This is a genomic window from Oceanobacillus iheyensis HTE831 (assembly GCF_000011245.1).
Taxonomy (GTDB): Bacteria; Bacillota; Bacilli; order Bacillales; family Amphibacillaceae; genus Oceanobacillus; species Oceanobacillus iheyensis.
In genome coordinates this window covers 2,685,810-2,707,131 of record NC_004193.1, presented here as the reverse complement: position 1 = coordinate 2,707,131, position 21,322 = coordinate 2,685,810, and the positions used below count along the sequence as shown (strand labels likewise).

18 protein-coding genes are annotated in these 21,322 nt (G+C 36.8%); 13 read left to right on the top strand and 5 right to left on the bottom strand.

Annotation, left to right across the window (positions count from 1 at the left end; all coding sequences use genetic code 11):
• Nucleotides 1-51: 51 nt before the first annotated feature.
• Nucleotides 52-1,347, top strand: a complete 1,296-nt coding sequence (locus OB_RS13510) for an O-acetylhomoserine aminocarboxypropyltransferase/cysteine synthase family protein (RefSeq protein WP_011067033.1) — start codon at nt 52-54, stop codon at nt 1,345-1,347.
• 131 nt (nt 1,348-1,478) lie between these two features.
• Here the strand turns inward: OB_RS13510 and OB_RS13505 are convergent, their stop codons facing one another.
• Together OB_RS13505 and OB_RS13500 are read right to left on the bottom strand one after the other, a co-directional pair.
• Nucleotides 1,479-2,345 carry a YitT family protein gene (locus OB_RS13505; RefSeq protein WP_041544297.1) on the bottom strand — a complete coding sequence of 289 codons (867 nt, stop codon included), beginning with the start codon at nt 2,343-2,345 and terminating at the stop codon, nt 1,479-1,481.
• A gap of 76 nt (nt 2,346-2,421) precedes the next feature.
• A complete protein-coding gene (locus OB_RS13500) occupies nt 2,422-2,901 on the bottom strand; it encodes a CoxG family protein (protein WP_011067031.1) in 480 nt (159 codons plus the stop codon).
• Nucleotides 2,902-3,098: 197 nt separating this feature from the next.
• Here OB_RS13500 and OB_RS13495 point away from each other — a divergent pair, with 197 nt between their 5' ends.
• From OB_RS13495 to OB_RS13460, 8 genes are all read left to right on the top strand, one after another.
• Nucleotides 3,099-3,308, top strand: a complete 210-nt coding sequence (locus OB_RS13495; protein WP_011067030.1) for an alpha/beta-type small acid-soluble spore protein — start codon at nt 3,099-3,101, stop codon at nt 3,306-3,308.
• A gap of 212 nt (nt 3,309-3,520) precedes the next feature.
• Complete coding sequence (locus OB_RS13490) at nt 3,521-4,435, top strand: aldo/keto reductase (RefSeq protein ID WP_011067029.1); 915 nt, start codon at nt 3,521-3,523, stop codon at nt 4,433-4,435.
• Between the two features lie 500 nt (nt 4,436-4,935).
• Nucleotides 4,936-5,583, top strand: a complete 648-nt coding sequence (gene atoD / locus OB_RS13485) for an acetate CoA-transferase subunit alpha (protein WP_011067027.1) — start codon at nt 4,936-4,938, stop codon at nt 5,581-5,583.
• Nucleotides 5,584-5,601: 18 nt separating this feature from the next.
• Nucleotides 5,602-6,264 (top strand): 3-oxoacid CoA-transferase subunit B, encoded by a 663-nt coding sequence (locus OB_RS13480; protein ID WP_011067026.1) that lies wholly within the window; start codon nt 5,602-5,604, stop codon nt 6,262-6,264.
• Between the two features lie 13 nt (nt 6,265-6,277).
• The gene (locus OB_RS13475; protein ID WP_041544296.1) at nt 6,278-7,465 is read left to right on the top strand and encodes an acetyl-CoA C-acetyltransferase; all 1,188 of its coding nucleotides are present in this window, start codon (nt 6,278-6,280) and stop codon (nt 7,463-7,465) included.
• A gap of 33 nt (nt 7,466-7,498) precedes the next feature.
• A complete protein-coding gene (locus tag OB_RS13470) occupies nt 7,499-8,275 on the top strand; it encodes a 3-hydroxybutyrate dehydrogenase (RefSeq protein ID WP_011067024.1) in 777 nt (258 codons plus the stop codon).
• A 64-nt stretch (nt 8,276-8,339) separates the two neighbouring features.
• A complete protein-coding gene (locus OB_RS13465; RefSeq protein ID WP_011067023.1) occupies nt 8,340-9,623 on the top strand; it encodes a GntP family permease in 1,284 nt (427 codons plus the stop codon).
• A 73-nt stretch (nt 9,624-9,696) separates the two neighbouring features.
• A complete protein-coding gene (locus tag OB_RS13460; protein WP_011067022.1) occupies nt 9,697-11,097 on the top strand; it encodes a sigma-54 interaction domain-containing protein in 1,401 nt (466 codons plus the stop codon).
• Nucleotides 11,098-11,161: 64 nt separating this feature from the next.
• Here OB_RS13460 and OB_RS13455 read toward each other — a convergent pair whose 3' ends face one another.
• The gene (locus tag OB_RS13455) at nt 11,162-12,256 is read right to left on the bottom strand and encodes a branched-chain amino acid aminotransferase (RefSeq protein ID WP_011067021.1); all 1,095 of its coding nucleotides are present in this window, start codon (nt 12,254-12,256) and stop codon (nt 11,162-11,164) included.
• A 147-nt stretch (nt 12,257-12,403) separates the two neighbouring features.
• Between OB_RS13455 and OB_RS13450 the strand changes: the two genes are divergently transcribed.
• On the top strand, nt 12,404-13,195 hold the full coding sequence (locus OB_RS13450; RefSeq protein WP_011067020.1) for an HAD family hydrolase: 792 nt from the start codon (nt 12,404-12,406) through the stop codon (nt 13,193-13,195).
• 214 nt (nt 13,196-13,409) lie between these two features.
• Here the strand turns inward: OB_RS13450 and serA are convergent, their stop codons facing one another.
• Nucleotides 13,410-14,996: a phosphoglycerate dehydrogenase gene (gene serA / locus OB_RS13445; protein ID WP_011067019.1), complete on the bottom strand. Its 1,587-nt coding sequence runs from the start codon at nt 14,994-14,996 to the stop codon at nt 13,410-13,412.
• 3 nt (nt 14,997-14,999) lie between these two features.
• A complete protein-coding gene (locus OB_RS13440; RefSeq protein WP_011067018.1) occupies nt 15,000-16,157 on the bottom strand; it encodes a pyridoxal-phosphate-dependent aminotransferase family protein in 1,158 nt (385 codons plus the stop codon).
• Between the two features lie 219 nt (nt 16,158-16,376).
• On the opposite strand from OB_RS13440, the gene ilvD reads away from it, so the two are divergent.
• From ilvD to ilvN, 3 genes are all read left to right on the top strand, one after another.
• The gene (gene ilvD, locus OB_RS13435) at nt 16,377-18,062 is read left to right on the top strand and encodes a dihydroxy-acid dehydratase (RefSeq protein WP_011067017.1); all 1,686 of its coding nucleotides are present in this window, start codon (nt 16,377-16,379) and stop codon (nt 18,060-18,062) included.
• A gap of 1,011 nt (nt 18,063-19,073) precedes the next feature.
• Nucleotides 19,074-20,795, top strand: coding sequence for a biosynthetic-type acetolactate synthase large subunit (ilvB, locus tag OB_RS13430; RefSeq protein WP_011067016.1), 1,722 nt, complete (start codon nt 19,074-19,076; stop codon nt 20,793-20,795).
• Complete coding sequence (ilvN, locus tag OB_RS13425; RefSeq protein WP_011067015.1) at nt 20,792-21,316, top strand: acetolactate synthase small subunit; 525 nt, start codon at nt 20,792-20,794, stop codon at nt 21,314-21,316. Before ilvB ends, ilvN begins: the two co-directional genes overlap by 4 nt.
• Nucleotides 21,317-21,322: the final 6 nt, after the last annotated feature.

Genomic DNA, 21,322 nt, shown 5'->3' with positions numbered 1-21,322 from the left:
TCACCCCAACATTTGACTTAGAACCCATAGAATGAAGGGGGAGAAAAAAGATTGACGAATAATTTTGACGGAACATTAAATTTTAATACGATTGCGCAACATGGAGGACAGGAGTTTGATGGAGAAACAAATGCTAGGGCAGTACCTATTTATCAAACGACATCCTATGGTTTTGAAAGTCCGGAACAAGCTGCGTCTCTTTTTCAAATGCAAGAAGCTGGCTACATTTATTCACGTAATGCAAATCCAACAAACCGTGTTCTTGAAAAGCGTATAGCTGAATTAGAGGGTGGTATTGATGCATTTGCAGTTTCTTCTGGACAATCCGCTATTACAATTGCTTTATTAACGCTTGCGAAAGTAGGCGATGAAATTGTGGCTACAAATGAGTTATATGGTGGTACTTATAATCTATTTTCGGAGACATTTAAACGCTTTGGTGTAACAGTTCGATTTGTTGAAGGTACAAACTTCTCAGAAATATCCGCTTCCATTAACGAGAATACCAAGGCAGTCTTTACAGAAACAATTGGAAATCCTGGGTTACAAATAGCTGATATTAAAGCATTAAGTTCTATCGCACATGAACATGGAATTCCTTTAGTCGTTGATTCTACCTTCACAACTCCATACTTACAGAAACCAATTTCATTTGGTGCCGATATTGTGATTCATTCGACCACTAAGTTTATTGGAGGGCATGGAACATCCATTGGCGGTATTATCGTTGATTCTGGAAAATTTAACTGGGATAATGGGAATTTCCCTGAATTTACAACACCTAAAAGTTCCTTAAACAATCAATCTTATGTCGAACTAAAAAATGACAATGCTTTTATTTCAAAAGCACGATTTGAATTAGGACATGATATTGGGACAGCATTATCACCATTTAATGGTTGGCTATTCATTCAAGGACTAGAATCACTACCACTACGTATGAAGCAACATGTATTAAATACAAAACAAATTGCAGCGTATTTAGCAGAACACGAACAGGTTACATGGGTGAACTACCCTGGATTATCAGAGAATCATCAGTATGAACTTGCAAAAACCTATTTACCTAAAGGAACTGGAGCGATCTTAACATTTGGTATAGAAGGAGGACATGAAGCGGCAAAATCGTTTATTCAATCGTTAAAGCTTTTATCACATGTTGCGAATATAGGCGATTCAAAGACGCTTGTCATTCATCCAGCAAGTACAACACATGCAAGGTTAAGCCCAGAGGAACAAAAAAGAACAGGTGTAACACCGGATCAGATTCGAATTTCAGTTGGATTAGAAGATGTCGAGGATATAAAATACGATATTCATCAAGCTCTTAAAAAAAGTAGAGGCTAGTTGTTATAGGATAGGTAATACAAAATTAGTTAGAAATGCAGAAGTCAGAGTCAAAAGCGCTAAGAATGAAATAATAAAAAACAGAACTACATCTTTTACGTAGATTGTAGTTCTGTTACTATGTTATGCTCCTATAACTTTTGTCCAGAATAACGGTCGAGTGAAAATCCTTTTCCGAGGATCTCCGATGCATTTATAAATATGACAAATGAATCTGGAGACTCTGTCTGTAAGAGCTTTTTTAATTTGACTGCTTCTGGTTGTTCTGCCACACAAAGGATCATGGTTTTATCAAGCTTAGTGTATCCACCCACGGAACGAATTTTAGTAAGTCCACGATCGATTCCTTTTTGGATTAGATTTTGAATGGCTTCTTCATCTTCAGTGATAATCATAATTAATTTAGTAGAAGAAGTACGTAATTGAACGAAGTCAATTGCTTTCCCTGATATATAGATAGCCATTAATGCAAATAAGGTGAGTTCGACACTAAATACAATAATGGAACCTATTACTACAAGGCCATCAACAATAAACTGTGAGTATCCGCTGGATATCCCAGTGAATTTTTTAACTATCTGGGCAATTGCTGCTGTTCCGCCAGTAGATCCATTTCCTTTATAAACAATACCTAACCCTATACCAAGCAATAAACCACCGTATAAAGCACCTAACAGTGGGTTAGATACTGTCACAGGGGTCTCAGCACTTATTAAGATAATAAATGGTACCCAAAATGTTCCAAGTAATGTTTTGAAGCTAAAATCTTTCCCCAATGCAATCCAACCAATAATAAAAATAGGAATATTGATGACGAATTGTAATAATGCAGGGCTTATTTGATATAATTCAAAGAAAATGGTGCTAATTCCCGAAATTCCACCTGCGGCTAGCCTTGCTGGTAAAAAGAAGATATTGTAAGAAAGTCCTACAAGTGTTGCTCCGACAATAATATACAAATATTCTCTTATAGCTTTGTTCTGTTTTATTTTATCCATGTAAACTGTATCCTTTCCCTCAAACATGCCTCTTATACTTTATCATTGGAGGGGAAAGGAGTAAATACTGTGTTGATTAAATTGGGATATTTACTCGCATGGAACGTTGCAGTTTACTTGGTTTTTCTATTTTTGTCGAAATCTTTTCCATGAAATCTTCCAATATTTTTGGGAGTAATTGCTTTACGATGGGATAAACCATTGTACCTTTCCAGCCTTTAATTGTTAATTCCATATTTCCAGACATTATTGTGTCATTCTGATTAAATGATTTTACATGAAGACTGCCTTTACCTAAACATTGCTCATTTAAAGCATCAACTGTAAAAAGAATGGATGAAGGAGCTTTTATTTCTAAGATGCGCACATGAATATGTGTGTCTTTTTTAAATGTGCCGACTTCACCATGTATTTTCCAAATCGATTCTTCATTAGATACGATTTGATGTTCTTGATAACCCGGCACGATTTCAACCCAATTTGACCAATCCTCAATAAATTCCCAAACCCGTATACTTTTAGTGTTTAACTTAACTTCATGATGACACTTTACCATTCTCTATTTCCTCCCGATACTAAAAAATCGCACATGGGTAATGTATGAAAGGAGTTATGAGATTAGAACGATATTTTTTAATGAAATAGTAATTAAGTGGAAGTGTTTTCCGAGCATAAAATTAAATAAATTAACAAAAAATGATGAATGAACAGTGGATATAAAACTGCTGTTCAATTACACCGAGGAGTGATCATGTGGCTGGCAGACGTAGAAATAAGTTGTTAGTACCGCAAGCAGATCGCGCATTAAACCAAATGAAAGAAGAAATTGCGAGTGAAATGCACGTTCAATTAGGTGCTGATACCACAGCACGAGAAAACGGTTCGGTGGGTGGAGAGATGGTTAAAAGAATGATAAGTATTGCTGAAGATAGCATGGCTAATCGTAACGATGACCATCACTAGATCATTAATCTGAAATACCAGAGCATCAATGATCTGAAAGGACTGTGCTATATAGCGCAGTCCTTTTCTAGCATAATGCTGTAGAATTCCATTAAAAAATAGTAAATAAATGAAGTACATCATGAGAATCGAATCCCGATGCATAATTATTTTATATCATCTAGACTGCTCCATTAATTATTAAATGGTATAGTGGTTTTAGAGGTGATCATATGAAAAAAATCGAATTAGGTAAAAGCGGATTAGAAGTACCTGCTATTGCTTTAGGTTGTATGAGTATGAACAAACGAACAAAAGCTGAAGCTGAAAAAGTTATTTCAAATGCAATTGAAAATGGTGTGAATTTCTTTGATCATGCAGATATTTATGGAAAAGGTGTATCTGAAGAAATCTTCGCTCATGCTTTTCCCAGTGAAGTACGACGTGAAGATATCATCATTCAATCGAAGACAGGAATTCGTGATGGATATTATGACTTCTCAAAAGAGCACATCATTACATCTGCAGAGGATAGCTTACGGCGTTTGAAAACAGATTATTTAGATGTGTTTTTATTACACCGACCGGATGCGTTAATGGAGCCGGAAGAAGTAGCAGAGGCATTTTCGGAGTTACATAAAAGTGGAAAAGTGCGTCATTTTGGAGTAAGCAACCATAACTCCATGCAAATTGAATTACTACAAAAATACATGAAACAAGACATTGTGACCAATCAACTTCAATTGAGTGTTACTGATTCAGGTATGATGAATCAAGGCCTTTATGTAAATACGCTATATGAACAAGCATCAGATCGAGACGGTAGTATTTTAGACTATAGTCGGTTGAACGATATAACCATACAGGCGTGGTCACCGTTTCGTCATGGTTTCTTTGAAGGTCTATTTGTTGATAATGAAGACTATCCAGCTTTAAATACAGAACTACAACAGTTGGCAGATAAATATAATGTAAATAAATCGGCAATTGCAGTAGCATGGATTTTACGTCATCCTGCAAAGATACAAACAATTATTGGTACGATGACACCGAGCCGCCTTACAAATATAGTAGAAGCTTCAAATGTTGAATTAACGAGACAAGAGTGGTATAAATTATGGCAAACTGCAGGTAATAAATTGCTTTAACGTTACCAAAAGAGTGAATGGAGAGGACATGACTAAGTTGTTAATAAAGTCATGTCTTTTTAATGGTGTAGGAATTATAAAATTTTGGAGCTGTCGATAAACAACTAAGTTAACTAGCCACGTCCAGCTCCAGTGCCCATCACCTATTGTCCTTCCGGAGACCTCCTTACGATAAGTCAACATCGATTCGCATCCGCTAATCGTGTTTCCTTTATCTCATACGGTCCCGTCCAGGACATACGGTGATAAACGGGCGCTTGCGCTTTTGTTCTGTGTTTTGATTCCGTTTATGCGGAAAAAACACAGAGAATAGTTCCGCGATATCGGAATTATTCCGGTTAAACGGAAATGGTTTGAGTAAAAGAATTTCATTTAATTGTAAGCGATTCCATTAAAGCGAAGGTTCCACACTACATAATATTAAAATTTAGATAGTTGGCATGATTTTTGCTATATAGAATTGACAGCAGCAAAGAAAAATAACATAGGGGGTGGCTTTGATGGTAAATAAGCTAATTACATTTAATGAAAGTAAGAGTTTATTTCAAGATAAAATGACAATTATGTCGGGTGGATTTATGGGAGTAGGGACTCCAGAAAAAATAGTAGAAGCTATTTTAGAGTCTGAAGCAAATGAGTTAACGTTAATTACAAACGATACCTCATTTGAAAATAATGGTGTTGGACCATTGATTGCTAATAACCGTATTGCAAAAGTAGTAACATCACATATTGGCACGAATCGTGCTACTGGAAGAAAAATGATATCTAAGGAACTCGAAGTTGAGCTGGTTCCTCAAGGTACGTTAGCTGAGAGAATTCGTGCTGGTGGAGCGGGACTAGGTGGTTTCTTGACACCTACTGGAGTTGGAACTGTCGTGGAAAAAGATAAACAAGTAATGCAAATAGAGGGGAAAAAATACATTCTAGAAACACCTTTAAAAGCTGATATAGCCATTATAAAAGCTTATAAAGCTGACAAAAGCGGTAATCTTGTATATCGACAATCTGCTAGGAATTTTAATCCATTAATTGCTCTAGCTGCTAAGCTAGTGATTGTTCAAGCTGAACATATAGTAGAGATAGGGGAACTTGATCCAGAGTGTATCGTAACACCAAATGTATTAGTTGATAAAATTCTAATATAAAAAGAGGATGAAAAAATAATGAATAAAACATTGATAAGTGCCAAGGAACGAATTGCACAACGAGTGGCACAAGAATTACAAAACGGAGATTTAGTTAATTTAGGAATCGGGCTTCCGACTTTAATTCCTAGTTATATTTCTAATAATATCCAAGTAACCTTTCAATCAGAGAATGGATTCATAGGGTTATCAAGTGTAGAAGATAATGTTAGTCCAGATTTAGTTAATGCTGGTGGTCAACCTGCAGGTATTAAACAAGGTGGAGCGTTTTTTGATAGTGCATTCTCCTTCGAACTTATACGTGGTGGACATGTAGATGTAACTGTACTTGGAGGTCTAGAAGTAGATCAAGAAGGTAATTTAGCCAATTGGATTATTCCTGGTAAGTTAGTTCCGGGAATGGGTGGTGCTATGGATTTAGTAACAGGAGCAAAAAAAGTAATTATAGCAATGGAACATTTATCTAAAAAAGAAGAACCAAAAATAGTAAAGAAATGCAAGTTACCTCTAACAGGTAGTAATGTGGTAGATATGATTGTTACTGAATTGGCGGTATTCAAAATTGAAAATAAGGAATTAACATTAATAGAACTGATGCCAGGTGTTGGTGTAGATGAAGTACGTGATAAAACAGAAGCTGATTTTAATATTCACGAGGATATTAAAACAAAGATAAATTAGATAGGAGAGTTGGATGATGAAAGAAGTAGTGATTGTTAGTGCTGTCCGGACTGCTACAGGAAGTTTTATGGGGCTTTTAAGTGATATACCTGCGACAAAACTTGGTAGTATTGTAATGAAAGAAGCACTTCACCGTGCAAATGTTAAACCAGAAGAAGTAGAAGATGTGATCTTTGGTAATGTATTACAAGCTGGGCTTGGTCAAGGGACAGCTAGACAAGCAGCAATACAAGCAGGTATTCCTGAATATGTTCCTGCTACTACGATTAATAAATTATGTGGGTCAGGGTTAAAAAGTGTTCATCTCGCTGCACAAGCTATACAAACTGGAGACGCCGACATCGTTTTAGCAGGTGGAATGGAGAATATGAGCCAAGCTCCTTATCTTTTAGAGAAAGGGAGACAAGGCTTTCGCATGGGTGATGGAAAAGTAGTAGATAGTATGATAAAAGATGGTCTTTGGTGTGCAATTAATGATGTTCATATGGGAATCACTGCAGAAAATATAGCTGATAAATATCAAATAAGTCGAAAAGAACAGGATAAATTTGCAGCATGGAGCCAACAAAAAACAGAAAAAGCTATCGAGCAAGGAGCTTTTTCTGATGAAATTGTACCTGTTAAAATTCGAAAATCAAAAAGTGAAGAATTCATCTTTAATAAAGATGAATTTCCTAGGAGTGGGGTAACAGTAGAAAAACTAGCTAATTTACGCCCTGCTTTTAAAAAGGATGGAACAGTAACGGCTGGGAATTCATCTGGAATAAATGATGGTGCAGCTGCACTCGTATTAATGAGTAAGGAAAAGGCGAATGCGTTAAATATTAAACCAATGGCTACATTACGCGGAAATGCTACTGCGGGAGTAGATTCTAATTTCATGGGAATTGGTCCAGTTCCAGCAACTAATAAAGCATTGAAAAAAGCGAATATTTCTATTCAAGAAATTGGATTAATCGAAGCTAATGAAGCATTTGCATCGCAAGCATTAGCTGTTCAAAAAGAACTGAATATTAATCCTGACATTTTAAATATTCATGGTGGAGCAATTTCTCTAGGTCATCCAATTGGTGCAAGTGGAGCACGTATTCTTGTTACGTTGCTACATGCGATGAAAATGCAGAGCACACAATTTGGTTTAGCAACGCTTTGTATTGGTGGTGGAATGGGCGCTGCTAGTATCGTAGAATTGGAAAAGTAGTTTATAAATTTTTAAATTAACGGAGGAATCATAATGGTAAAAGATAGAGTTGTTTATATAACTGGTGCGGCAAGTGGCATTGGTTACCAAATGGGCGTGGAATTCTTAAAACAAGGTGCAAAAGTTGTATTTACTGACATAAATGAACAGAAATTAAATGAGATTACAAAAGATCTTTCTGATCTTGGGTATGAATGTACTGGATTAAAGGTTGATGTGACGAATGAAGAGGAATTAAAACAATCGATACAACAAACAGTTCGTATATATGGTTCACTCGATGTACTTATTAATAATGCTGGATTACAGCATGTTTCACCTATCGAAGATTTTCCAACTGAAAAGTATGAGTTTATGATTAAAATTATGTTAACAGCACCATTCGTAGCGATAAAACATGTACTACCCATAATGAAAGAGCAAGGGCATGGTCGAATACTGAATATGGCTTCTATTAATGGTCTTGTAGGTTTTGCTGGTAAGGCAGCGTATAATTCAGCCAAGCACGGACTAATTGGATTAACAAAAGTGGCTGCTTTAGAAGTGGCTGATACTGGAATAACTGTGAATGCAATTTGTCCTGGATATGTAGATACACCATTAGTTCGTGGTCAATTCGAAGATTTAGCAAAAACTCGTAACGTTCCGGTTGAACGTGTGAAAGAAGAAGTACTGTTCCCATTAGTACCACAAAAAAGATTATTAGACGTAAAAGAAATTGCTGACTATGCTTTATATTTAGCAAGTGATAAGGCTAAAGGAATTACAGGACAGGCATTGGCTTTAGATGGCGGATATACAGTTCAGTAAAATTAAGAAAGCCTAATCACATAAAACGGTTTGTGATTAGGCTCATTACAAGGGGGAAAAGGAATTGCTTGGAATTATATTGGGTTTAATTGTTTTAATGGTATTAGCTTTTATGGGGTGGTCCATTATCTGGGTAGCTCCAATTGCTGCAGGTATCGTTGCGCTAACGGGTGGATTGGATTTATTGGAAGCGTATACAGACACGTACATGAGCGGTTTTGTAGGGTTTGCTAAACAGTGGTTTCCTGTGTTCATGCTAAGTGCAATATTTGGTAAATTAATGGCAGATACAGGGATGGCGAAGTCGATTGCAATTAAATTAGCAAATTTAATTGGTACAAAACGAGCAATATTAGGAGTTTTATTAGCAGCAGCTGTTTTAACGTATGGAGGCATTAGTTTATTTGTAGTAGTTTTTGCAATCTATCCTTTAGCAATTTCCTTGTTTAGAGAAGCGAATATAAGCAGAAAACTATTACCAGCTACGATTGCATTAGGCGCATTCACTTTTACTATGACAGCCCTACCAGGAACACCACAGATACAAAACTTAATTCCTATACCTTATTTTGAGACAGATGCAATGGCCGCCCCAATCATGGGAATTGCTGCTGCAATTGTTATGGCAGGAGGAGGGTACTATTATCTTATTTGGAGACAAAAACAATTAACTGCCAGGGGAGAAGTTTTTGTTGAACCAAAGGATAAGACTGTATTTGAAGTTGATGGTGATATGCCAATTATTTGGTTATCTTTATTGCCATTAATTACCGTAATCGCCACACTAAATTTATTAAAATGGGATATAGTTATCTCTTTACTTGCTGGAAATCTACTTATTCTATTATTGAATATCCATAAATTTAAAGGATTTTCTAAATCGATTAATGAAGGAGCCGTAAGTTCAGTAACTGCAATTATTAATACAAGTGCTGCAGTTGGGTTTGGTACCGTCGTCCAAGCAGTTCCTGGATTTGATAAGTTAACGAATATGTTACTAGGTATTCCTGGGAATCCTTTAATATCTGAAGCAGTAGCTGTAAATATGTTAGCCGGTGCTACCGGTTCAGCTTCTGGCGGTATGGGAATAGCTTTAGAGGCATTAGGTCCTAAATATTATGAAATTGCTTTAAATATGGGAATTAGTCCGGAAGCTTTTCATCGTATTGCATCTTTAGCTTCGGGAGGTTTAGATGCTTTACCACATAATGGTGCCGTATTAACTGTTCTTACAATTACAGGTATGACACATAAAGACAGTTATAAAGATATTGCAGTAGTAGCTGTAATTATTCCGATTATAGCAACAGCAGTAGCGATTGCTTTAGCTGCAATGGGGATATATTAAGAATAGCTTTTTAAATTACTAAATTTAATTATATACTTGTAATAAATATTTAATTCTGGAGGGTATAATTGTTATGAAGCAACTCCCTAAAGAGTGGATAGAACAAATTATTACATTATTAAATGAACGTATTGTCGTAGTAGATGCAAAGGGAATAGTGGTATATATGGACCAAGCGTATTGTGATTTTATTGAACGCCCTGTGAACCAATGTATAGGTTATCATGTAAAGGATGTTATAGAAAACACGAGAATGCACGTAATTGTGAAGACAGGTAAAATAGAGCTAGAAGATTTTCATCCTATTAATGGAAGTGTAATGATAGCAAATCGATTTCCGATAGTAGTTGATGATGAGATAGTTGGTGCAGTTGGAACAGTGATGTTTCCAACGCCAGAAAATCTTCGTGATTTTAAAAATAAGATTCAGCAACTCGTCACTGACTTAAGCTATTATAGAGATAAAGTGAACAATGAATTAAGAAGTAAATATACGTTTAAGGATCTAATAGGAAATAGTCAAGAATTCGTTCACTTAAAAGAATTCGCAGAAACGGTTGCTGGTAATGATTCCTCTGTTCTTATTACCGGTGAGTCTGGAACAGGAAAGGAACTATTTGCAAACGCTATTCATAACAGCAGTTTACGTGAACAGCATCCATTTTTACCGATTAACTGTTCAGCTATCCCAGAAGAATTATTTGAATCGGAACTATTTGGTTATTCAGAAGGGGCATTTACAGATGCAAAAAAAGGTGGAAAGAAAGGTCTCTTCGAAATTGCGCATAACGGAACTATATTTTTAGATGAGATTGGTGAATTACCATTATCGATGCAAAGCAAACTGCTGAGAGTTTTACAAGAAAGAGAAATACAGCCAATTGGAGCTCAAAAATATATCTCAATTAATGTACGGATAATTGTTGCTACTAACCGTAACCTATTAAAAATGGTAGAGAATGGAGAATTTAGAGAAGATCTCTATTATCGGTTGAATGTGATTCATATTGATATACCGCCTTTAAGAAAAAGGAAGGAAGATATCAAACAGACTGCATATCAATTACTAAGAAAATTAGAGCATAAATTTTACCGTTCGGATGTAATGATTTCGAAGGAAGTCATCAAACAATTAGAAATGCATCATTGGCCAGGCAATGTTCGTGAACTAGAGAATGTACTAGAACGAGCGATTAATATGTTGAAAGAGAATACTATTCTACTACAGCATTTGCCACTCTATATTCGTGATATAATTTTAGAAGAAAGAATGAATATCGAACAAACAGAAAAAAATAGAGGTAATGAAATAGTCTATTTAAAAAAGATGAAAGAAGTAATAGCGGATGCAGAAAAGCAAGCAATACAAAATGCTTTATCGCACACGAAAGGCAATAAGCTAGAAGCAGCTAAACTTTTAGGGATAGGTAAAACAAGTCTATATGATAAGTGTCACCAATATAGTATTAACTAATAAAAATCCCCCTTTTGATAGATTATAAGGGGGATTTTTCATATATTTAGTTGGCAGGGTCTTTTCAATGTTTTACGGGACTCTTTGCTTCAATCCCTTGAATCCATTGGAATGGATCATCTAAATGACCATATTGAATGCCAGTAATTGTATCGTATATGCGTTTAGAGAGTTCACCAGTTTCCCCATTGTTGACGATCATATCTTTGCCTTCCCAAGTAAGTTGACCAATTGGAGAAATTACAGCAGCTGTACCGGATCCAAAAGCTTCTTCTAGCTCACCATCTAAATAAGCTTGGTATAAATCCTGAATGGAAATGCGCTTTTCAGATACAGGTACACCCCAATGTTTTAATAATTCAATGACAGAGCTACGAGTTACTCCTGAAAGAATACTTCCGTTTAATTGAGGAGTAACAACTTCTCCATTAATTTTGAAGAAGACATTCATACTGCCGACTTCTTCAATATACTTTTTCTCGACACCATCTAACCAAAGCACTTGTGCAAATCCTTGTTTCGCTACAATTTCTTGTGCTTTTAGACTTGATGCATAGTTTCCACCAGTTTTTGCTTCACCAGTACCACCTTTCACCGTTCGTACATAGTGATCTTCAACAGCAATTTTGACTGGGTTTATTCCTTCTTTGTAGTAAGCACCTACTGGAGATAAAATGACGATCAACTTATAATTCATCGATGGTGCGACCCCAATATAAGCCTCTGTTGAAATAATAAAAGGACGAATATAAAGGGATGTTCCTTCTGCACTTGGTACCCAATCTTTTTCGATGGAAATTAACTGTTTAATTGCTTTTAGTGTGAACTCCTCATCGATTTGCGGAATACATAGACGGTCATTTGAACGATTTAAACGCTCAAGGTTTTTTTCCGCACGGAATAATTGAATATCTCCGCTCTCAGTACGAAATGCCTTTAATCCTTCAAAAACAGATTGACCATAATGGAAAATCATTGAAGATGGATCAATCGACAATGGTTGATATGGTACAATACTCGCATTATGCCATCCCAAAGGATCAGAGTAATCCATGACAAACATATGATCCGTAAAAGATCTTCCGAAAATCAACTGATCAGACTGAGGTTTTTCTTTCTTTGTTTCACTTCGTTGTACGCGAATTGTTTGTTCTTCCATATCAAACGTCTCCCTTGCTGTTGGTAAATTTCTATTTATCATAAGACATAAAAAAGATTTTATCAAGCCTAAATTTTAAATTAATTATGTTAAATTAGTAATATATCCGTTTGTAAAAGAGAATTGTTGGATAAGGGAGGAAATATTTTGGTTAAAGCAATTATGTTAGATTTAGATGATACTTTGCTCTGGGATAAAAAGAGTGTACAGGATGCATTTGATCTCACCTGTCAAAAAGCAAAACAAGATATAGGCGTTGATGCGAAAAGCCTAGAAAACAGTGTAAGGAAGCATGCGCGAAACTTGTATGCATCGTATGAAACCTATGAATTCACTAAAAAAATTGGGATCAATCCATTTGAAGGTTTATGGGCGTCGTTTAATGATACCGGAAGTGAATTTAAAAAGTTAAAAGAGATCGCTCCTCTTTATCAAAAAGAAGCTTGGAATCAAGGATTACGAGATTTAGGGATAGAAAATGAGAACTTTGCTAAACAGCTTGCAAATGCATTTCGAGAAAACAGAAAACGAACGGCATGTGTATTTTCAGATACGATTAAAGTATTGGAAAAATTATATACGAAGGTACCACTGTTACTTTTGACAAATGGTTCGCCTAGCTTACAAAATCTAAAATTGGAATTATCACCAGAGTTAGTACCTTATTTTGAACATATTATTATTTCTGGTGATGTGGGTGTAGGTAAGCCAGATACTGTGATATTTGATGTTGCTTTATCAAAATTGAATGTATCATCTGAAGATGTGTTAATGGTTGGGGATAATTTGCATACGGACATTATCGGAGCAAATCGTCATGGAATACATTCTGTGTGGCTGAACCGATTTAATCAAACAAATGAAACGGATATTCAACCAGCATATGAAATAAAATCATTAGATGAATTAGTAACGCTAGTAGATTCATTTTCATACTAAGATATTTTATGTGGAATTGGAATGTTTTTAATAACTTGGCTTTGATAGTAATGGAAGACGGCGACTCCTGCAGGAACAGCACGGCTTCAGCTAACTTAAAAAGAGTTCTTCTTTTCAAGTTAGCTAAAAACCGGTGCCTGCGGAAAGCGCCGTCTGTAATGAAAATCAAAACATCTATTAATGGTTGTTATAACTGATCTCGATGGAACTTTATTTATAAATCAATCGCAGTAACTGATTTAATTTCATCTAGGCTTTCGATTTCGTTTAATGCTTCATCTGCTAGGTGTCGATCTATGGTTAGAATCATAATAGCGTCTCCACCAATATCTGAGCGATCCACTTGCATCGTAGCAATATTAATATCATGTTTTGCGATAGTACTTCCCATTCGACCAATAACCCCTGGCTGATCACGATGTTGGATTACAACCATATGACCTTCTGGTGTTATATCTACGCGGTACTCATCGACACGAACTAAACGTGGACCTAAACCATTTAATAATGTTCCTGCTACTTTTCTAGTTCCAAATTTTCCTGAAACCTCAATTGTGATTAAGTTTGTGAACCCTTTTTTAGACGACGTTTTACTTTCACTGACCTCAATTCCTTTGCGGTCAGCTAGAAACAATGCGTTTACATCATTGATTCTACTTCCTAAGTAACGTTTTAAGAGACCTTTAACCGCATTCCGAGTTAATGGTGCAATTTCAATATCTGCTAAATCACCAGCATACGTAATTTTTACTTCGCTTACCACTTCTTTTGTTAAATCTGTAATAAATGTACCGAGCTTTTCAGCAAGGTGGAAGTACGGCTCAATTTTATACATGATCTCGCTTGGAACTGATGGCATATTAACAGGATTACGAACTGCTTCTCCTTGAGAGAACCTGAGGACATCATGACTCACATCAATAGCGACTACTTCTTGAGCTTCTACAGTACTCGCACCTAAGTGCGGTGTGGCTACAACTTCGGGAAGTGTTAACAACTTATGCTCTGTAAAAGGTTCTTGTTCGAACACATCAAGTGCGGCACCTGCTACTTTTCCAGACTGTATTGCATCGTATAATGCATCTTCATCAATAATTCCGCCCCGAGCGCAATTAACAATTTGTACACCATCTTTCATCAGGTCAAAAGCATCTTTGTTAATTAAATGCTTTGTTTCCTTAAGCAGTGGGGTATGGACAGTGATAAAATCACCTGCACGTAATACGTCTTCTAGTGTCCCATATTGAACACCCATTTGTTCTGCTTTTTCTTCTGTGAAGAAAGGATCGTAGGCAATGACATTCATACGTTGACCTTTTGCTCGAGCAGCTACTTCAGCACCGATCCTTCCTAATCCGACAATGCCCAGTGTCTTTTGTTTTAACTCAACGCCTACAAAACGTTTTCGATCCCATTGTTTTTGTTTTAACGCGTGATAAGCTTGTGGGATATTTCTTGATAATGCCATAATCATTGCCATCGTATGCTCTGCTGCAGAGTTTGTATTCCCATTTGGCGCATTGACAACAATAACTCCATTTTCTGTAGCAGCTTCAAGATCTATATTATCAACACCAACTCCAGCTCGACCAATGATTTTTAAATTGCTTGCTTTTTCAATTAAGGCACGTGTTACTTGGGTCTGACTTCGAACTAAAATGGCATCAAATGAATCTATTTGATCTGATAATTCTTGTTCATTCCATCCTGGGTTAATCACAACCTCAATATTTTCAGCTTCTTGAAGCGGTTTGAGTCCCTCTTCGCTTAATGGATCACTAATAAGTACGTGAAAAGTCATCGTTTATTTTACCTCCTGCTGTATATAAATTTGCTGAGCTGCAGCTGTCCCTTTTCCTAATTCAATGTTCTTCCCGATTAGTTGTAAACCAATCTCAATTAAACTGATTGTTTGCAAAGCATCGGCTGGGGAACAATAACCCATATGCCCTACCCTGAATATGTTTCCTTTTAGATGTTGCTGTCCTCCTGCAAGCGATAGATTAAATTGTGATTTCAATATCTGTCTGAGTTCTTCAGAGTCAAAATCAGTTGGTTGTACAGCAGTAACAGTCGGTGAAGCTGCTTCGTCCGTAGTTAACAGCGGAATATCTAATGCCTTAAAAGCGGCTCTTGTCATATCGCGTAAAAGGAGATGACGTTTAAAGACATTATTTAATCCTTCTTGATCAATTAAGTTCAATACTTGATCCAATCCAAATAATAGAGACAAAGCAGGTGTGAACGGAGTAGAGATATCTGCTAAGCTTTTTTTGTACGTACGCATATCAAGATAAAAACGGTGATGTGGATTGTTCTCAATCACTTCCCATGCACGATCACTCGCACTAATAAACATTAGACCAGCAGGGAGCATGAATGCCTTCTGAGAGCCGGTAATGAGGATATCAATACCCCAATCATCCATTTTTGTTTCTACTCCGGCTACGCATGAGACACCGTCAACAACCAATAAAGCATTGGAATTTTGATGAATTACTTTACCTAATGATGGAATAGGATTTAACACGCCAGTTGAAGTTTCGCAAAATGTTGCAAAAACTACACTAATTTCTGGGTGCTCTTGTAAATATGATTCTATGTAAGATGGATCAATTGCCTCTCCCCATGGTACATCTATTCGATTTACATGTAAGTCATAAGCATTACAAATTTTTGTGAAGCGATCACCAAATGCTCCAGTAACTATTACTAATACATGATCTCCTGGTCTTACAGCATTAGTTACTGCCATTTCCAGTCCTGCAGTACCACTGCCTGCTATTGGAATTACATCCTGTTTTGTACCAAAAATTGGCTTTAATCTTGGTAATATACGTTGTAATAGTTCCTTTGTTTCCTTACCTCGATGTCCAATCATCGTACCATTCATTGCTTGTTGTACACTGGGTGGTATTGGACTTGGTCCTGGTATACGTAGGAGGTGTTGGTCAGTAAGCATAATTATTACTCCTTTTTAATGCTGTAAATCAGCAAAGTATTTAATGTGTTGTTATCAATATAGCAATCTGAATACCAATGTCAATATATTTCTGGAATTCAAAAACATAATGATAGTTTTAAGGTGCTTGAGTATCAGAAAATAAACTAAAAAGACGAAATTCATTGAACTATAAAAATATTAGTCATATAATAGTCCGAAAAGAAGGGTGGAATATTTATGGGAAAAGATTTGCGGATAAAAAGTAAAGCATTTGACGGTACTATGCGAGCTCCAAATAGGGCAATGCTTCGTGCGGTCGGTCTGACAGATGAAGATTTTAAGAAGCCTATGATTGGTGTAGCAAGTACATGGGCAGAAGTAACACCATGTAATATACATTTAAATGATTTAGCTCTTCTTGCCAAAAAAGGGGTCCGGCACTCGGATGCTGTTCCTTTGGTCTTTAATACGATAACCGTATCTGATGGAATTTCCATGGGAACACAAGGTATGAACTACTCATTGCCGAGTCGAGATCTTATTGCTGATTCAATCGAAACCGTTGTTGGAGCAGAAAATTTAGATGGATTAGTAGCAATTGGAGCCTGTGACAAGAATATTCCAGGGTGCTTGATTGCGATTGCTAATGCAGGAGTTCCCTCGGTATTTGTATATGGCGGAACAATTGCCCCAGGAAATGTGGATGGGAAAGATATAGATATTGTTTCAGTTTTCGAAGGAGTAGGACAACATAATGCAGGAGCTATTGACGATAATCAATTAAGAAAAGTAGAATGTAATGCTTGTCCAGGTGCAGGAGCATGTGGTGGAATGTATACCGCCAATACAATGGCCTCTGCAGCGGAAGCTTTAGGAATCAGTTTACCGGGAAGCTCTTCTAACCCAGCTGAATCAGAAGAAAAGCAGGGTGATGTGGAGGCAGCTGGTGAAGCGATTAAAGATTTATTAGAGAAAGGTATTTATCCAAAAGATATTCTAACGAAAAAAGCTTTTGAAAATGCAATTACAGTAGTTATGGCATTGGGAGGATCTACAAATGCGATCTTGCATTTACTAGCAGTTTCTCATGCCGCAGAAGTAGACTTAACGATTGATGATTTTAATCGAATCCAGAAAAAAGTACCGCATTTAGCCGATTTAAAACCAAGTGGACGTTTTGTAATGCAAGACCTTCATCGAGTTGGTGGGGTACAAGCAGTAATGAAATTATTGCATGAAAATGGATACTTACATGGCGACTGTCTTACTGTAACAGGAAAGACTATAGCAGAAAATCTAGCTGAAGCTCCTGCTTTGAAAGAAAATCAACAAGTCATTATGCCGTTTGATAATCCAAAAAGGGAAGATGGTCCTCTGATTGTCTTAAAGGGGAATTTATCACCAACTGGTGCTGTGGCAAAAGTATCAGGGGTGAAAGTGAAACGACACACAGGTCCTGCACGTGTATTCAACACAGAAAAAGAGGCAACTCAAGCAATTCTGGATAACAAAATTAAAGAGGGAGATGTATTAGTTATTCGTTATGTTGGACCAAAAGGTGGTCCCGGAATGCCGGAGATGTTGTCTGTTTCTAGTATTCTTGTAGGTAAAGGAATGGGAGAATCGGTAGCTTTATTGACGGATGGTAGATTCTCTGGTGGTACACATGGTCTTGTGGTAGGTCATATAAGTCCAGAGGCACAAGATGGCGGACCAATTGCATTTCTGCAAGAAGGAGATATGGTGACCATAGATTCTAATAAAAGAGAAATTTCCATGGACGTTTCGGAAGATGAAATAAAACTACGTCAAGGAAAATGGGAAGCCCCTGAACTACATAAGAAAGGGGTTCTTGGAAAATATGCACATAATGTTACTTGCTCATCCAAAGGTGCAGTAACAGATTATTTGAACCGAGAATAAACCAAAAGCTGTCAGTTAGGTCAAGTCAGACTTAATTGATAGCTTTTTTCTTGTGTTCAAGAATAAACTGATTGTTAAGTGTTATACAATAATCAATTTATTATTTAAATTTGATAATTAATGATCGTTTATAAAAAATAATTGCTTTGATTGTAATGGAAGACGGCGACTCCAGCAGGAATAGTACGAGCTGAAGATCCACTTGAAAAGTGTTCTTCTTTTCAAGTTAGCTGAAGCCGTACCTGCGGAAAGCGTCCGTCTGGAATGAAAATCAAAACAGCAAACATTGGGATTTCAGGTAATTAACCAAAATCAATGCTTCTTATCGAGAATGCAAATGTTTTTCATTCCTAATACCGAGACATGTTTAAATGTAAGGTTTTCTTACATAAATTCATCTAAAAAGATCAATACTTTTTCACTTTATTACACAAATGTAATAAAATCCGCTATACCTAATCATGTTGACAATGTAAACGCATTCATAAAATCTGACAATCCGGAATAATTAAAAAACTTTCGAAAACCTATTGACGACATATAAAAAACGAGATATGATTAACCGCAATATAACAATTGACTAACAAAAACAATTATTCTGACATCTGCATAATGTTAATTTAATATCGTTAATTCGTTGACGGGAATAAAGGATCAAAATAGTTACATATACAGAGAGCTGGGGTTGCTGGAAGCCCAGCAATGTGCTTTGATCTGACATCGTCCCTGAGTGCCACATGGAACAGATTTTTCATGTTTAGCTGACTTTTAAATAGCTAGTATAAACATGGATTATTTATCTAAGTAGATGTGGTCGGGTGCACAAAATAGTGTACCTGTTATCAAACAGCTGATTTACAGCTGATGAGACAGGATTCGTGAGGATTCTGTGAAACTGGGTGGTACCGTGAAAAGAAGACTCTTTTCATCCCATGCATGATAGAGAACATGTGTGTGGGGTGAGAAGGGTCTTTTTTTGTTAGCGAATAATAACTAAAGGAGGTTACTGTTGTGAAAGTAGATGCAAACCAGCAGATGGAGGTTAAAAGTAATTTAGTAACGGGTGCTGATTTGTTTGTGCAAGCATTGGAAAGAGCAAATGTGGAAGTAGTTTTTGGTTATCCTGGAGGTGCAGTATTACCGATTTACGATGCGTTACATCGGAATCAAACATCTTTTGAGCATGTACTTTCGCGACATGAGCAAGGATCCATTCATGCAGCAGAAGGTTATGCGAGAGTCTCTGGCAAACCAGGAGTTGTAATTGCTACTTCTGGACCGGGCGCGACAAATCTAATTACTGGGATAACGGATGCGATGATGGACTCTATACCTCTTGTCATTTTTACTGGTCAAGTTGCAAAAGGAGTTATTGGAACAGATGCTTTTCAAGAAGCAGATGTAATGGGAATTACAACACCTATTACCAAATATAACTACCAAGTGAATGAAATAGCTGAACTGCCCCGTATTGTAAATGAAGCATTTCACATTGCGACAACAGGTAGACCAGGGCCAGTCGTTGTAGATATTCCAAAGAATATTTCTTCGACAGTGACGGTGAATGATTATGAAGCGGATTTTCATTTACCTGGTTATCAGCCAACAATCACACCGAATCCTTTACAAATTACCAAAGTAAATGAAGCATTAAAACGAGCGGAGAAGCCGGTACTATTAGCTGGAGCGGGAATTCTTATCTCTGACGCTTCCAATGAATTAAAACAGTTTGCTCAACATTATCAACTACCGGTAGTTACCACCTTACTTGGATTAGGAAGCTATCCTGGTAAGGAATCCTTATCATTAGGAATGGCGGGGATGCACGGAACGTATGCAGCAAATATGGCAATCTATGAATGTGATTTGTTAATAAATATTGGTGCACGATTTGATGATAGGCTGACGGGAAATATTAAACACTTTGCACCAAATGCGAAGATCGTTCACATTGATATCGACCCTGCTGAAATTGGGAAAAATATCGAAACGAATATTCCTGTTGTTGCTGATGCAAAACGAGCATTAACAGCTCTTTTAAAAAATACAACAGAAAAATGTGATCATCAAAATTGGCTCCATCAGTTGAAGCATAATCAATTAGATTTCCCATTGTGGTATGATCGTTCCGATCAAGAAATCTCTCCCCAATGGTTAATGGAGCAAATATATGAGCTGTCTAAGGGAGAAGCAGTTGTAACAACAGATGTAGGGCAGCATCAAATGTGGGCTGCACAGTATTACTCATTTAAAGATCCACATAATTGGGTGACATCTGGTGGATTAGGGACAATGGGGTTCGGCTTCCCTGCAGCCATTGGAGCTCAAATGGCTAAACCAAACAGTTTAGTTTTAGCAGTAGTTGGTGATGGTGGTTTTCAAATGACTTTACAGGAATTGTCCATACTGAAATCACAGAATCTGCCAGTAAAAGTAATAATCTTAAATAATGAAGCGCTTGGTATGGTACGCCAATGGCAGGAAAGTTTTTACGAAGAAAGATATTCACATTCGCTGTTTTCAGAAAACCCTGATTTTGTGAAATTGGCAGAAAGTTATGGTGTGAGAGGAATGAGAGTGGAGAAAGAAGCTGATGTTCCAAATATCTTATCTGAAGTATTTACCTACGATGGCCCAGTTGTAATTGATTGCAGAGTAGTGCAAAAAACCTCTGTTTATCCAATGATTGCACCAGGTACAGGAATCCAAGAAATGATTGGAGTGAGAAGATGAAGAGAATTATCATCGCTACTGTACAAGATCGAGGGGGAGTCCTGAATCGCATTACTGGAATGCTTCACAAAAGGCAATTCAACATTGAAAGTATTTCTGTAGGAGCTTCAGAAACAGAAGGCATATCCAAAATGACATTTGTTGTTGAAATTAATGACAAACAAAAATTGGAACAATTAACAAAGCAATTAAATAAACAAATCGATGTATTAAAGGTTATGGATGTGACTGACAAAGCCTTAGTTGCAAGAGAGTTGGCACTTATAAAGGTAGTCGGTACTAATCAAACAAGAGCGGAAATCCAAAGTATTATTACACCTTTTCGAGCAGCGGTGATTGATGTAAGTAAAGATAGCTTAATCATCCAAGTAACTGGTAAACCAGATAAGGTGGATGCGTTAATTGCTCTATTAAGACCATATGGAATTAAGGAACTGACAAAAACAGGCTTAACTGCATTTTTAAGAGGACAGCAGCCAGAACAATCGATCAGTGATTTCAATCTAGTGGCGAAAGGTTAATTTCGA

Coding starts and splice junctions, on each gene's coding strand:
- OB_RS13505 (WP_041544297.1), bottom strand. CDS start 2,345: ATGGATAAAATAAAACAGAACAAAGCTATAAGAGAATATTTGTATATT.
- OB_RS13500 (WP_011067031.1), bottom strand. CDS start 2,901: ATGGTAAAGTGTCATCATGAAGTTAAGTTAAACACTAAAAGTATACGG.
- OB_RS13490 (WP_011067029.1), top strand. CDS start 3,521: ATGAAAAAAATCGAATTAGGTAAAAGCGGATTAGAAGTACCTGCTATT.
- atoD (WP_011067027.1), top strand. CDS start 4,936: ATGGTAAATAAGCTAATTACATTTAATGAAAGTAAGAGTTTATTTCAA.
- OB_RS13480 (WP_011067026.1), top strand. CDS start 5,602: ATGAATAAAACATTGATAAGTGCCAAGGAACGAATTGCACAACGAGTG.
- OB_RS13475 (WP_041544296.1), top strand. CDS start 6,278: ATGATGAAAGAAGTAGTGATTGTTAGTGCTGTCCGGACTGCTACAGGA.
- OB_RS13470 (WP_011067024.1), top strand. CDS start 7,499: ATGGTAAAAGATAGAGTTGTTTATATAACTGGTGCGGCAAGTGGCATT.
- OB_RS13460 (WP_011067022.1), top strand. CDS start 9,697: ATGAAGCAACTCCCTAAAGAGTGGATAGAACAAATTATTACATTATTA.
- OB_RS13455 (WP_011067021.1), bottom strand. CDS start 12,256: ATGGAAGAACAAACAATTCGCGTACAACGAAGTGAAACAAAGAAAGAA.
- serA (WP_011067019.1), bottom strand. CDS start 14,996: ATGACTTTTCACGTACTTATTAGTGATCCATTAAGCGAAGAGGGACTC.
- OB_RS13440 (WP_011067018.1), bottom strand. CDS start 16,157: ATGCTTACTGACCAACACCTCCTACGTATACCAGGACCAAGTCCAATA.
- ilvD (WP_011067017.1), top strand. CDS start 16,377: ATGGGAAAAGATTTGCGGATAAAAAGTAAAGCATTTGACGGTACTATG.
- ilvN (WP_011067015.1), top strand. CDS start 20,792: ATGAAGAGAATTATCATCGCTACTGTACAAGATCGAGGGGGAGTCCTG.